Raw genomic sequence first — 13143 nt, 5'->3', positions numbered from 1 at the left:
TTACGGACACGCCCTAGGACAGAAAGCCCCGCAGTAGTGACGCCGTGCCCGCGAGGTGCTGCCGCATCGTCTGCCGCGCCCGCGTTTCGTCGGCGGCCAGGACGGCGGCGACCAGGGCGGCGTGCTGGCCCTGGGAGTGCTCGATGTTGCGGACCAGCATGGGGATGCCGTCCAGGAGTTGGTTGACCCGGGCGCGGACGGCGGCGTACTGGCGGGCCAGCGAGGGGGAGCCGGACAGCTCGGCTATCGCGAGGTGCAGGAGCGTGTCGGCGCGCCGGTAGTCCTCGATGGAGGCGTCCCCGGTGGCGCGCAGCCGGGCCCGCAGCAGGTCGGCGTCCGCTCCGGTGAGGCGAGCGCGGGCGCAGAGCCCGGCGGCGCCCACCTCCAGCACCTCGCGGAAGCGGAGCACGTCGTCCAGGGCCGCCGCGTCCAGACCTGCCGCGCCCAGGCCCGCCGCGTCCACGGGCGGGCCGTCCGCGCCGGGCGGCCTCGGCCGGACGAAGGTGCCGCCCTGGCGACCGCGGCGGCTCTCGACCAGACCCTGCTCGTGCAGCACGCGCAGCGCCTCGCGCAGGGTGACCCGGCTGATCGCCAGCCGCCCGGCGAGTTCCCGTTCCGGTGGCAGCCGTCCGCCCGCGGGGACCAGGCCGAGCCGGACCACTTGGAGCAGCCGTTCCACGGCCTCCTCGAAGCCGTTGCCGCCGCGCACCGGGCGCAGCACCGTGTCGAGCGGATCGGCGGCCTGCGCCGGGGGCTCCGCCGGCCGCTCGGCCGCTGACCCGGCCGCCGGCTCGGCCGTCGAATCGGCCGTCGAATCGGCCATCGGTTCCGTCATCCGCTCCGTCATGGCGAGGCCCCCTTCCCATCAATGGTTCACAGCCATACCTTAAGTCTTCCGACCGATCCGAGAGGTTCCGCTGTGGCAGAACACACTCCAGCCCTGTCCGTCGGCGCGCTCCGCTCGCTGGTGGCGGCGGGCGAGATCCACACCGTCGTCCTGGCCTTCACCGATATGCAGGGGCGGCTCCAGGGCAAGCGGTTCGCGGCTCCGTTCTTCCTGGAGGAGGTGCTGCCGCACGGCTCGGAGGGGTGCAATTACCTGCTCGCCGTCGACATCGACCTCAATACGGTGGACGGCTACGCGATGTCGTCCTGGGAGCGGGGCTACGGCGACTTCGCGATGCGCCCCGATCCCTCGACGCTGCGCCGCGTCCCCTGGCAGGACGGCACCGCGCTGCTGCTGGCCGATCTGACGTGGGAGGACGGCAGCCCGGTCAGTGCCTCGCCGCGGCAGATCCTGCGGCAGCAGCTCGACCGGCTCGCCGGGCACGGCCTGACCGCGCACGCGGGCACCGAGCTGGAGTTCCTGGTCTTCCGCGACACCTACGAGCGGGCGTGGGACAGCGGCTACCGCGGGCTGACCCCGGCCAACCAGTACAACGCCGACTACTCGGTGCTGGCCACCGCCCGGGTCGAGCCGCTGCTGCGCCGCATCCGCAACGAGATGGCGGGCGCCGGGCTCGTCCCGGAGTCCGCGAAGGGCGAGTGCAACCTCGGCCAGCACGAGGTGGTGTTCCGTTACGACGAGGCGCTGACCACCTGCGACCAGCACAGCGTCTACAAGACCGGCGCCAAGGAGATCGCCTCGCAGGAGGGCATGGCGGTCACCTTCATGGCGAAGTTCAACGAGCGCGAGGGCAACTCCTGCCATATCCACCTGTCGCTGCGGGACGCGGACGGCGCCCCCGCGATGGCCGACCCCGAGGACCACTCCCCCACCGCGATGTCCCCGCTGATGCGGCACTTCCTGGCCGGACAGCTCGCCGCCCTGCGGGAGTTCTCGCTGTTCTTCGCGCCGAACATCAACTCCTACAAGCGGTTCCGCCCCGGCTCCTTCGCGCCCACCGCGGTCGCCTGGGGCCGGGACAACCGCACCTGCGCGCTGCGCGTGGTCGGCCACGGCCCGTCGCTGCGGCTGGAGAACCGGGTGCCGGGCGGCGACGTGAACCCGTATCTGGCGGTCGCCGCGATGGTCGCGGCCGGACTGCACGGCGTCGAGCGGGAGTTGGAGCTGCCGGAGCCGTGTACGGGCAACGCGTACACGGAGTCGTACGAGCGGGTGCCCGGCTCGCTGCGGGAGGCCGCCGAGCTGTGGTCGGGCAGCGACCTGGCCCGCGAGGTGTTCGGCCCCGAGGTCGTCGCGCACTACGCGAACATGGCGCGGATCGAGCAGCGGCAGTTCGACACCGCGGTCACGGACTGGGAGCGGTTCCGCTCCTTCGAGCGGATGTAAGGGCGGACGGGATGCAGGAGAGCCACGACGTACTCAACCCCGCCACCGAGGAGGTCGTCGCGACGGTCGCGGCGACCTCCCCGGAGGGCGTGGACGCGGCGGTCGCCGCCGCGGTGCGGGCCCAGCGGGACTGGGCGGCGCTCGCGCCGGGTGAACGCGCCCGGCTGCTGCGGCGGTTCGCCGCCGAGGTCGACGCGCGCCTGGAGGAACTGGCCGCGCTGGAGGTGCGGGAGGCGGGCCACACCGTGGGCAACGCCCGCTGGGAGGCGGGCAACGTCCGGGACCTGCTGGAGTACGCGGCGGGCGGCGTCGAGCGCCTGAGCGGCCGTCAGATCCCGGTGGCGGGCGGCCTCGACCTGACCTTCCACGAACCGCTCGGCGTGGTCGGGGTCATCGTGCCGTGGAACTTCCCGATGCCGATCGCCGCCTGGGGCTTCGCCCCCGCGCTGGCCGCGGGCAACGCCGTCGTGCTCAAGCCCGCGGAGACCACCCCGCTGACCGCCCTGCGGCTGGCCGAACTCGCCCTGGCCGCCGGGCTGCCCGAGGGCCTGTTCCAGGTGGTGCCCGGCGCGGGTCCCGTCGCCGGGGCGCGGCTGGTCGACCACCCCGACGTACGGAAGATCGTCTTCACCGGCTCCACGGCGGTCGGCAAGCGGATCATGGAGCGGTGCGCGGCCCAAGTGAAGCGGCTCACACTGGAGTTGGGCGGCAAGAGCCCCAACGTCGTCTTCGCGGACGCCGATCTGGAGCGCGCCGCGGACCCGATGGCGTTCCTGGACAACGCGGGCCAGGACTGCTGCGCCCGCACCCGGCTGCTGGTGCAGCGCGAGGTCTACGACCGCTTCCTCGACTTGCTGGCCTCCGGCGTGCGGGCGGTGCGGGTCGGCGACCCGGCGGACCCGGCGACCGCGATGGGCCCGCTGATCTCGGCGGTCCAGCGCGAGCGGGTCCGCGGCTACGTCACGCCCGAACTGCCGGTCGTGGCACGGGGTTCCGCGCCCGAGGGCCCCGGTTTCTGGTACCCGCCGACGGTGCTCGCCCCGGCCGACCCCGGCGCGCCAGCGGCCACCGAGGAGATCTTCGGCCCGGTGGCGGTCGTGCTGCCCTTCGACGACGAGGCGGACGCGCTGCGGCTGGCGAACGCGACACCGTACGGCCTGTCCGGCTCGCTGTGGACCCGCGACCTGGGCCGCGCGCTGCGGCTCGCGCGCGGTGTCGCGGCGGGGAATCTGTCCGTCAACTCACACAGCAGTGTGCGCTATTGGACGCCCTTCGGCGGCTTCAAGCAGTCGGGGCTCGGCCGCGAGCTGGGACCCGACGCGCTCACCGCGTTCACCGAGACCAAGAACGTCTTCATCGGCACCGAGGAGTAGCAGGGTATGCCCGAGACCACAGACAGCACAGACGTGACCGGCACGGCTGCCGCCGGGACGGAGCAGCCGGTCTGCCGCCGCCTCGTCGGCCGTACCGCCGTCATCACCGGCGGCGGCAGCGGCATCGGCCTCGCCACGGCGCGGCGGTTCGCCGCGGAAGGGGCCAGGGTCGTGGTCGCCGACATCGACCAGGACAGCGGGCGGGCGGCGGCCGAGGAGACCGGCGGGCTCTTCGTCGCCACCGACGTGACCGACCCGGAGCGGGTCGAGGCGCTGTTCAAGGCCGCCCACGACACCTACGGCTCGGTCGACATCGCCTTCAACAACGCGGGGATCTCACCACCCGACGACGACTCGATCCTCACCACCGGGCTGGACGCGTGGCGCCGGGTGCAGGAGGTCAATCTGACGTCGGTCTACCTGTGCTGCAAGGCCGCGCTGCCGTACATGCGGCGGCAGGGCAAGGGGGCGATCATCAACACCGCGTCGTTCGTGGCGGTGATGGGCGCGGCGACCTCGCAGATCTCGTACACCGCGTCCAAGGGCGGGGTGCTGGCGATGACGCGGGAGCTGGGCGTGCAGTTCGCCCGCGAGGGGATCCGGGTGAACGCGCTGTGCCCCGGGCCCGTGGACACCCCGCTGCTGCGCGAGCTGTTCGCGAAGGACCCGGAGCGGGCGGCGCGGCGGCTGGTGCACATTCCGCTGGGGCGGTTCGCGGCGGCCGAGGAGATCGCCGCCGCCGTGGCGTTCCTGGCCAGCGACGACGCCGGATTCATCACCGCCGCCGAGTTCCTGGTGGACGGCGGCATCTCCGGCGCCTACGTCACGCCGCTGTAGCGGGCGGGCCGCTCGGCGGACCCGCTCAGACCAGCGTCTTCCAGTACGACCACCAGCGGGTCAGGATCAGCAGGATGAGCACCCCGTACCAGAGCACCGGCACGACCCAGTGGAACTCCAGCACGGCGGTGCGCGCACCCTCGGGCACCTTGATGATCCGGTGCTTGACGTTGTGCACCGCCGTGTACCAGAACCCGGCGATGGTCACGACCCAGGCGAGGCTGCACCACAGGCAGAGCGAGCCGATGCTGTACAGCGACTGGTACTGGAGCCAGGTGCAGAATCCGACACCGAACAGGGTGCCCGCCTGGAGGCCGAGCCAGAACCAGGGACGGTAGCGGGCGCCGGCCAGGATGCCCATCGCGACGCAGATCATGACCGGATAGGCGATCATGCCGATCATCGGGTTCGGGAAGCCGAACGCGTGGGCCTGCTCGCTCTTCATGATGTTGCCGCAGGAGATGATCGGGTTCAGGCTGCACGCGGGGGTGTAATTCGGGTCTTCCAGCAGCTTGAACTTGTCATCGGTGATCACGAACGCGGCGACCGTGCCGAGCAGGCCGCAGATCAGCAGCAGCCAGGTGTACGCGCGCCCTGCTCCGATGCCGTCGGCCGGCCGCCGCTCGTCCTCGGCGCCGCCGTCCGTACGCGTCTCGTCCAACGCGGAAGTCGTCATGATCGCCGATCTCTTAGGTCGTGGGGAGCGGGCACCCAACATTGTGCACCAGGGCGGTCAGGACTGGATAAGTCCTGCACGCCCTGGTACACGGAAGAGGGTCAAACGAGCCGCGCCTTGACGCTCGCGACCACCTCGGCGAGCGGGACCGCCGTCTGCTCGCCGCTGCCCAGGTCCTTGAGCTGGACGACGCCCTCGGCGAGGTCCCGCTCCCCCGCGACGAGCGCGAATCGGGCGCCGGAGCGGTTCGCGGACTTCATCGCGTTCTTCATGCCCTTGCCGCCGAAGGCGAAGTCCGCGGCGATCCCGGCCCTGCGCAGCGCGGTGACCGTGCCGAACAGCGCCCGCCGCGCCTCGTCGCCGAGCGGTACGGCGTAGACGTCGGTGACCGCGGGAAGGGCCAGTTCCACGCCCTCCGAGCGCAGCGCGAGCACCGTACGGTCCACGCCCAGCGCCCAGCCGACCGACGGCAGCGCGGGGCCGCCGATCATCTCGGAGAGCCCGTCGTAGCGCCCGCCGCCGCCGACCGCGGACTGCGAGCCGAGCCCGTCGTGGACGAATTCGAAGGTGGTGCGGGTGTAGTAGTCCAGGCCGCGCACCAGCCGGGGGTCGTCCTCGAAGGCCACGCCCGCCTCGGTCAGCAGCGCGCGCACCTCCTCGTGGTACGCCTTGCACGCCTCGCACAGGTGGTCGCGGATCAGCGGCGCGTCGGCGAGCTGTTTCTGTACGGAGTCGCGCTTGTCGTCGAGCACCCGCAGCGGATTGATCTCGATCCGGGCGCGGGTCTCCTCGTCCAGGTCCAGGCCGCGCAGGTAGTCCTGGAGGGCGGCCCGGTAGACCGGACGGCACTCGCGGTCGCCGAGCGAGTTGAGCAGCAGCCGGAAGTCGCGCAGCCCGAGGTCGGTGTACGCGTCCACCGCCAGGATGATCAGCTCTGCGTCGAGCAGCGGGTCCTCGGCGCCGATCGCCTCCGCGCCGACCTGCGAGAAGTGCCGGTAGCGGCCCGCCTGCGGGCGCTCGTAGCGGTAGTAGGAGCCGGAGTACCAGAGCTTGACCGGCAGATTCCCCGTCTTGTGCAGGTTGGCCTGGAGGGCCGCGCGCAGGACGGAGGCGGTGCCCTCGGGGCGCAGCGCGAGTTCGCTGCCGCCCTTGGTGGTGAGGGTGTACATCTCCTTGGTCACGATGTCGGTGGACTCCCCGACACCGCGGGAGAACAGTTCGACGTTCTCGAAACCGGGGGTCTCGACATAGCCGTAACCGGCCCGGCGGGCGGGCGCGGCGATGGCCTCGCGCACCGCGAGGAACACCGCGGAGTCGGGCGGCAGCAGGTCGTAGGTGCCCTTGGGGGCCTGGAAGGCGCGTACGGCGGAACTCACTGAATCCGTCACAATCCTCGTCGCGGAGCCGGGTCTCCGGCTCCTGGGCCGCGGGCCACCTCACCCAGGTAGGGGTTGGCGGCGCGCTCGCGGCCGATGGTCGTCTGGGGGCCGTGGCCGGAGAGCACCACGGTCGAGTCGTCGAGCGGCAGGCACACACGCGCCAGCGACTCGTACAGCTCGGCCATGGAGCCGCCGGGCAGGTCGGTGCGTCCGACGGAGCCGGCGAAGAGCAGGTCGCCGGAGAACAGCACCGACGGGATGTCGGCGGTCTCTGGCAGCCTGAACGTCACCGACCCCCTGGTATGGCCGGGCGCGTGCGCGACGGAGAACTCCAGACCCGCCACCGTCAGCGCGGCGCCGTCGGCCAGTTCCTTGACGTCGTCGGGCTCGCCGATGGTCAGCTCCCCCATCAGCGGCTGCCCGATGGCGCGGCCGAGCGCCTTCTCGGGGTCGCTGAGCATGTACCGGTCCTCGGGGTGGATCCAGGCGGGCACGTCGTGCGCGCCGCAGACCGGTACGACGGAGGCGACATGGTCGATGTGGCCGTGGCTGAGGATGACGGCGACGGGCTTCAGTCGGTGCTTGGCGAGGGTGTCCTCGACGCCCTGGACCGCGAGGTGGCCCGGGTCGACGATCACGCACTCCTCACCCGCGGCGGGGGCGACCACATAACAATTGGTGCCCCAGGCCCCGGCGGGGAACCCGGCAATGAGCACGTTCGTCCTTCTGTCGTCCGCGGTGTCGGCCGCGGGAGATATCGGCCGTTCACGAGCCTACCGGCCGCCGTACCGCCGCAGCGAACTCGTATTGTGCCTTCATCGGACCGCGTGCGGACTGGACGGGGGACGCGCATGCCGCGAAGATCTGCGGCACGCGTATTCGCGTTCGAGCGCACCGCGGCACACGGCCTGCCGACAGGTCGTGGACAGCGGAAACACAGTCATCGCACAGCACTCACGAGACACGACCGGGAGACGGCGAAGTGGTCACCAAGGATCAGCGGCGGCGGCAGCTCGCCCGGGAGAAGTTCGAGCGGCAGCAGCAGCGGCGGGTGCAGATGCGCCGCAAGTCGCGGACGCGCAACTCGGTGATCGCCGCCGTGCTCGCCGTGGTCGTCATCGGCGGCGGTTCCGCCTGGGGCCTGGGCGCCTTCGACAGCAGCGGCAAGAAGAAGTCCACGGACGACGCGGCGGCCAACGCCAGCGCGTCGCCGTCGGCGACCCCCTCGAAGGCGCCGGACCCGTGCGGCAAGGCGGACGCGGGCGCGCCGGGCACGGAGCAGTGGAAGACCGAGCCGAAGATGGCGATCGACAAGAGCGCGAAGTACACCTTCACGCTCCAGACGACCTGCGGCTCGATCCCGATCGCGCTGGACGCGGCGAAGGCCCCCGACACCACGAACTCCTTCAAGTTCCTCGCGGACAAGGGCTTCTTCGACCACACCAAGTGCCACCGGCTGACCACCGAGGGCATCTTCGTCCTCCAGTGCGGCGACCCGACCGCGCAGGGCAACGGCGGCCCCGGCTACACGATCCCGGACGAGAATCTGACGGCGTTCGGCAAGGCCGACGCGCAGAAGACCGTGACGTACCCGGCGGGCACCGTGGCCATGGCCAACACCGGCCAGGCGCACACCGGCGGCAGCCAGTTCTTCCTGGTCTACAAGGACAGCCCGCTGGCTCCGAGCTACACGCCGTTCGGCACGATCGACGCCGCCGGTATGAAGGTGCTCGACAAAATCGCCGCCGCGGGCGCCCAGCCCGCCGACCAGACGACGGGCAACACCGCGCCGAACGCGACCGTGGTGATCAACAAGGCGACCGTCAGCAAATCCTGATTGGGCCCGCATCGGATGCGGACAGCCGGGGTGCTGGTCGCCTATGTTGGCGTTGGACCGGTCAGGGCGTGCGGCCCAACCGGTGAAATTCTGTGGAAGATGTCCGGCCGTGAGCCGGCCGGGCATCACGTGGAGGAGGCGCTGTGAGCAGCGACCCGTGGGGCCGCGTCGATGAGACGGGGACCGTGTACGTGCGTACGGCCGACGGGGAGAAGGAGGTCGGTTCGTGGCAGGCGGGTTCTCCTGAGGAGGCGCTCGCCTACTTCGAGCGCAAGTACGAAGGACTCGTCGTGGAGATCGGCCTCCTCGAACGACGGGTGCGGACCACCGATCTCGCGCCCAAGGACGCGCTGGCCGCGATCGAGCACCTGCGCGTCTCGGTGACCGAGGCGCACGCGGTGGGCGACCTGGCGGCGCTGGGCGAACGGCTCGACGCGCTGGTCGCGCTGGTGGACTCCCGGCGCGAGGAGCGCAAGGCGGCCAGGGCGAAGCAGAGCGAAGAGGCGAAGGTCGCCAAGGAGCAGCTTGTCGCGGAGGCCGAGCAGCTCGCCGAGAGCGAGCAGTGGCGGACCGCGGGCGAGCGGCTGCGCGCCCTGGTCGACACCTGGAAGGGCCTGCCGCGACTCGACCGCAAGGCGGACGACGAGCTGTGGCACCGCTTCAGCCACGCCCGTTCGGTGTTCTCCAAGCGCCGCAAGGCGCACTTCGCGTCGCTCGACGCGCAGCGCGAGGAGGCCAGGCGGACGAAGGAGAAGCTGGTCACCGAGGCGCAGTCGCTGTCGAACTCGACGGACTGGGGGCCCACCGCGGCCCGCTACCGCGAGCTGATGACGGAGTGGAAGGCGGCCGGGCGTGCGCAGCGCGAGGCCGAGGACGATCTGTGGAACCGCTTCCGCGGCGCCCAGGACGTCTTCTTCGCCGCCCGCTCCGAGGTGTTCGCCGAGCGGGACACCGAGCAGCGCGACAACCTCGCGCTCAAGGAGGAGCTGGTCGTCGAGGCCGAGAAACTGCTCCCGGTGACCGAGCTGAAGTCGGCGCGTGCCGCCTTCCGCTCGCTCAACGAGCGCTGGGAGGCCATCGGGCACGTGCCGCGGGACGCGCGGCCGCGGATCGAGGCCCGTATGCACGCGGTGGAGCGTGCGCTGGCCGAGTCCGAGGAAGCCGAGTGGCGGCGCACCAACCCCGAGGTCCGGGCGCGGGCGGCCGGTCTGACCGGTCAGCTCCAGGCGGCGGTCGAGAAGCTCCAGAAGCAGATCGACGCGGCGCGCTCCGCGGGGAACACCGCGAAGGCGGACAAGCTCCAGTCGGAGCTTGACGGGCGTCAGGCGCTGCTGGACGCGGCCCTGAAGGGCATGGGCGAGTTCGGCGGCTGACCGGCCCGCGGACGCCCGACGGCCCCGGCACTCATGATGAGTGCCGGGGCCGTCGGGCGTCCGCGGGCCGGTCGTGGGTCGTGCCCGCCCGCCCGCGGCCTCGCTTACCTCTGGCGGCCCGAGGTCACCCGGTAGACGTCGTAGACGCCCTCCACGCCGCGTACCGCCTTCAGGACGTGGCCCAGGTGCTTCGGGTCGCCCATCTCGAAGGTGAAGCGGGAGGTGGCGACGCGGTCGCGGGAGGTCTGGACGGCCGCGGACAGGATGTTGACGTGCTGGTCGGACAGCACGCGGGTGACGTCCGAGAGCAGCCGGGACCGGTCGAGGGCCTCGACCTGGATGGCGACCAGGAAGACCGACGACTGGGTGGGCGCCCACTCGACCTCGATCATCCGCTCGGGCTGCTGCGAGAGCGAGTCCACGTTGACGCAGTCGGCGCGGTGCACCGAGACGCCGTTGCCGCGGGTGACGAAGCCGATGATCGGGTCGCCCGGCACCGGGGTGCAGCAGCGGGAGAGCTTGACCCAGACGTCGCTGGCGCCCTTGACGATGACACCGGGGTCGGCGTTGGCCCGCCGCTTGGTGCGCCCCTGTGTGGGGGTGGTGATCTCCGCGATGTCCTCGGTGGCGCCCTCTTCGCCGCCGAGCGCGTCGACCAGCTTCTGCACGACGGACTGCGCGGTGATGTGCCCCTCGCCGATCGCCGCGTAGAGCGCGGAGATGTCGGGGTAGCGCATCTCGTGCGCGAGGGTGACCAGCGAGTCGCCGGTGAGCACCCGCTGGATCGGCAGATTCTGCTTGCGCATCGCGCGGGCGATGGCTTCCTTGCCCTGCTCGACCGCTTCCTCGCGGCGCTCCTTGGAGAACCACGCGCGGATCTTGTTGCGCGCCCGCGGCGACTTGACGAAGCCCAGCCAGTCGCGGGACGGCCCGGCTCCCGCGGCCTTGGAGGTGAAGACCTCGACGGTGTCGCCGTTGTCGAGTGTCGACTCCAGCGGTACGAGGCGGCCGTTGACACGGGCGCCTATGGTCCGGTGGCCGACCTCGGTGTGCACGGCGTACGCGAAGTCCACCGGGGTGGCGCCCGCGGGCAGCGCTATCACGTCGCCCTTGGGTGTGAAGACGAAGACCTCGCTCTGCGAGAGGTCGAAGCGCAGCGACTCCAGGAACTCGCCGGGGTCCTCGGTCTCCTTCTGCCAGTCCAGGAGCTGGCGCAGCCACGCCATGTCGTTGACCGCGTCGTCCTTCTTGTCGGACCGCGGGCTGTCGGTGCGCACCTTGGAGGCGCCCGCCACCGCCTCCTGCTTGTACTTCCAGTGCGCGGCGATGCCGTACTCGGCGCGGCGGTGCATGTCGAAGGTACGGATCTGCAATTCGACGGGCTTGCCGCTGGGCCCGATGACCGTCGTGTGCAGCGACTGGTACATGTTGAACTTGGGCATCGCGATGTAGTCCTTGAACCGGCCGGGGACCGGATTCCATCGCGCGTGGATGGTGCCGAGCGCCGCGTAGCAGTCGCGGACGGTGTCGACCAGGACGCGGATGCCCACCAGGTCGTAGATCTCCGCGAAGTCCCGGCCGCGGACGATCATCTTCTGGTAGACGCTGTAGTAGTGCTTCGGGCGGCCGGTGACGGTGGCCTTGATCCGGGCGGCGCGCAGGTCCTGCTGGACCTGGTCGGTGACCACGGCGAGGTATTCGTCGCGCTTGGGGGCGCGCTCGGCGACCAGCCGGACGATCTCGTCGTACATCTTGGGGTAGAGGATCGCGAAGGCGAGGTCCTCCAGTTCCCACTTGATGGTGTTCATGCCCAGCCGGTGCGCCAGCGGGGCGTAGATCTCCAGCGTCTCGCGGGCCTTCTTCTCCTGCTTCTCGCGCTTGAGATAGCGCATCGTGCGCATATTGTGCAGCCGGTCGGCGAGCTTGATCACCAGGACGCGGGGGTCCTTGGCCATCGCGACGACCATCTTGCGCACGGTCTCGGCCTGCGCGGCCTCACCGAATTTCACCTTGTCGAGCTTGGTGACGCCGTCGACCAGCAGCGCCACCTGGTCGCCGAAGTCGCGGCGCAGCGCGTCCAGGCCGTACTCGGTGTCCTCGACGGTGTCGTGCAGCAGCCCGGCCATCAAGGTGGCGGGGTCCATGCCCAGTTCGGCGAGGATCGTGGTGACGGCCAGCGGGTGCGTGATGTACGGGTCGCCGCTCTTGCGCTTCTGGCCGCGGTGCCAGCGCTCGGCGACCTGGTAGGCCCGCTCGATCTGCCGGAGCTGGGCGCTGTCGCCCTTCGGGTCGTTGCCCCGCACCACGCGCAGCAGCGGTTCGAGCACCGGGTTGTACGGGCTGGAGCGCTGCACGCCGAGCCGGGCGAGGCGGGCGCGGACGCGGCTGGAGGAGGCCCCGGGACGCGTCGGCGCGACGCTGCCGGGCGTACGCACCGGGCGTACGGCGGGCGCGGCCGGTTCTGGCGCGACGGGCTTGGCGGGCGCGGGAGCGGGGGTGGGTGCGGCGGTCCGGCTGTCGGCGGACGTCCCCGTGCCACCCGCGGCCGGTTCCTTCCCGCCCGCGGCGTCGAGTGGCTGGGCCTGGTCTGGCAAGAGCACTCCTCACGCGGGGTAGAAGTTCCATGGTATCGACCTGCGGCGAGAGGCGGGCGCCCGAGCCTGCCGGGCGCCCGCCTCAGGGCCCCGTACGGGCCTCGCGTACGCCGTACGGGGCCGCAGGACGCTCGTAGGAGGCCGCAACCGGGCCCCGCGACCCGAATGGCGTACGAGAGCCCGTACGCGGCCCGAGAGCCCGTACGCGGCCCGGAGCGCGTCAGATCGCGACGAGGGTGTCCAGGGGGGCGTCTCCCAGGACCCGGGCCAGCCGCGCCCGGCCGCCGAGGAAGCCCAGCTCCAGCAGGACGGCCACGCCCGCGACGGTCGCGCCGGTCCGCCGGATCAGCTCAAGCGAGGCTTCCGCGGTGCCGCCGGTGGCCAGGACGTCGTCGATCACCAGGACGCGGTCGCCCTCGGCGAAGGCGTCGACCTGCACCTCGATCTCGGCGGTGCCGTACTCCAGGTCGTACGACTGCGCCAGGGTCTTTCCGGGCAGTTTGCCCGCCTTGCGGACCGGGACGAAGCCGAGGCCCGCGCGGGCGGCGGCCGGGGCGGCGAGGATGAAGCCGCGGGCTTCGAGGCCGACGACCTTGGTGGCGCCGTGCCGCGCGCACAGGGCGGCGAGCGCGTCCACCAGGGCGCTGAAGGCGACGGGGTCGGCCAGCAGCGGGGTGATGTCCTTGAAGATCACGCCGGGCTGGGGGTAGTCCGGTACGTCGCGGATGCGGCCGAGCAGCAGTTCCCTGAGCTCGGCGGAGGCTGCGTCCGTGGTGGTCAT

Annotated in this window: 11 protein-coding genes; 5 read left to right on the top strand and 6 right to left on the bottom strand. The window is 71.6% G+C overall.

Going from position 1 to position 13143, the window contains the following annotated elements:
* Nucleotides 1–13: 13 nt before the first annotated feature.
* Nucleotides 14–847, bottom strand: a complete 834-nt coding sequence (locus tag ACIP4Z_RS12655; protein WP_401307106.1) for a FadR/GntR family transcriptional regulator — start codon at nucleotides 845–847, stop codon at nucleotides 14–16.
* 72 nt (nucleotides 848–919) lie between these two features.
* Between ACIP4Z_RS12655 and ACIP4Z_RS12650 the strand changes: the two genes are divergently transcribed.
* The 3 genes from ACIP4Z_RS12650 to ACIP4Z_RS12640 are packed head-to-tail and all read left to right on the top strand — an operon-like array spanning nucleotide 920 to nucleotide 4503.
* Nucleotides 920–2293 (top strand): glutamine synthetase family protein, encoded by a 1374-nt coding sequence (locus ACIP4Z_RS12650; protein ID WP_355332496.1) that lies wholly within the window; start codon nucleotides 920–922, stop codon nucleotides 2291–2293.
* A gap of 11 nt (nucleotides 2294–2304) precedes the next feature.
* Complete coding sequence (locus ACIP4Z_RS12645) at nucleotides 2305–3666, top strand: aldehyde dehydrogenase family protein (RefSeq protein WP_401307103.1); 1362 nt, start codon at nucleotides 2305–2307, stop codon at nucleotides 3664–3666.
* Nucleotides 3667–3672: 6 nt separating this feature from the next.
* On the top strand, nucleotides 3673–4503 hold the full coding sequence (locus ACIP4Z_RS12640; RefSeq protein ID WP_401307100.1) for a 3-oxoacyl-ACP reductase: 831 nt from the start codon (nucleotides 3673–3675) through the stop codon (nucleotides 4501–4503).
* A gap of 25 nt (nucleotides 4504–4528) precedes the next feature.
* Here the strand turns inward: ACIP4Z_RS12640 and ACIP4Z_RS12635 are convergent, their stop codons facing one another.
* The 3 genes from ACIP4Z_RS12635 to ACIP4Z_RS12625 all read right to left on the bottom strand — a co-directional run bounded on the left by ACIP4Z_RS12635 (nucleotide 4529) and on the right by ACIP4Z_RS12625 (nucleotide 7274).
* Nucleotides 4529–5179: a vitamin K epoxide reductase family protein gene (locus ACIP4Z_RS12635; RefSeq protein ID WP_401307097.1), complete on the bottom strand. Its 651-nt coding sequence runs from the start codon at nucleotides 5177–5179 to the stop codon at nucleotides 4529–4531.
* 101 nt (nucleotides 5180–5280) lie between these two features.
* On the bottom strand, nucleotides 5281–6567 hold the full coding sequence (gene hisS / locus ACIP4Z_RS12630; protein WP_391046610.1) for a histidine--tRNA ligase: 1287 nt from the start codon (nucleotides 6565–6567) through the stop codon (nucleotides 5281–5283).
* Nucleotides 6564–7274 carry an MBL fold metallo-hydrolase gene (locus ACIP4Z_RS12625; RefSeq protein ID WP_391046608.1) on the bottom strand — a complete coding sequence of 237 codons (711 nt, stop codon included), beginning with the start codon at nucleotides 7272–7274 and terminating at the stop codon, nucleotides 6564–6566. Before ACIP4Z_RS12625 ends, hisS begins: the two co-directional genes overlap by 4 nt.
* A gap of 266 nt (nucleotides 7275–7540) precedes the next feature.
* On the opposite strand from ACIP4Z_RS12625, the gene ACIP4Z_RS12620 reads away from it, so the two are divergent.
* Complete coding sequence (locus tag ACIP4Z_RS12620; RefSeq protein ID WP_355332507.1) at nucleotides 7541–8395, top strand: peptidylprolyl isomerase; 855 nt, start codon at nucleotides 7541–7543, stop codon at nucleotides 8393–8395.
* 143 nt (nucleotides 8396–8538) lie between these two features.
* Entirely contained in the window at nucleotides 8539–9768 is a 1230-nt protein-coding gene (locus ACIP4Z_RS12615) for a DUF349 domain-containing protein (RefSeq protein ID WP_188285205.1), read from the top strand.
* 104 nt (nucleotides 9769–9872) lie between these two features.
* Here ACIP4Z_RS12615 and ACIP4Z_RS12610 read toward each other — a convergent pair whose 3' ends face one another.
* Nucleotides 9873–12362: a RelA/SpoT family protein gene (locus tag ACIP4Z_RS12610; RefSeq protein WP_391046604.1), complete on the bottom strand. Its 2490-nt coding sequence runs from the start codon at nucleotides 12360–12362 to the stop codon at nucleotides 9873–9875.
* 220 nt (nucleotides 12363–12582) lie between these two features.
* Complete coding sequence (locus ACIP4Z_RS12605; protein WP_355332509.1) at nucleotides 12583–13143, bottom strand: adenine phosphoribosyltransferase; 561 nt, start codon at nucleotides 13141–13143, stop codon at nucleotides 12583–12585.

Origin of the sequence: Streptomyces sp. NPDC088910, from assembly GCF_044749865.1 — a bacterium.
Lineage (GTDB): Bacteria > Actinomycetota > Actinomycetes > Streptomycetales > Streptomycetaceae > Actinacidiphila.
This window is presented reverse-complemented; position numbering and strand designations above follow the sequence as displayed.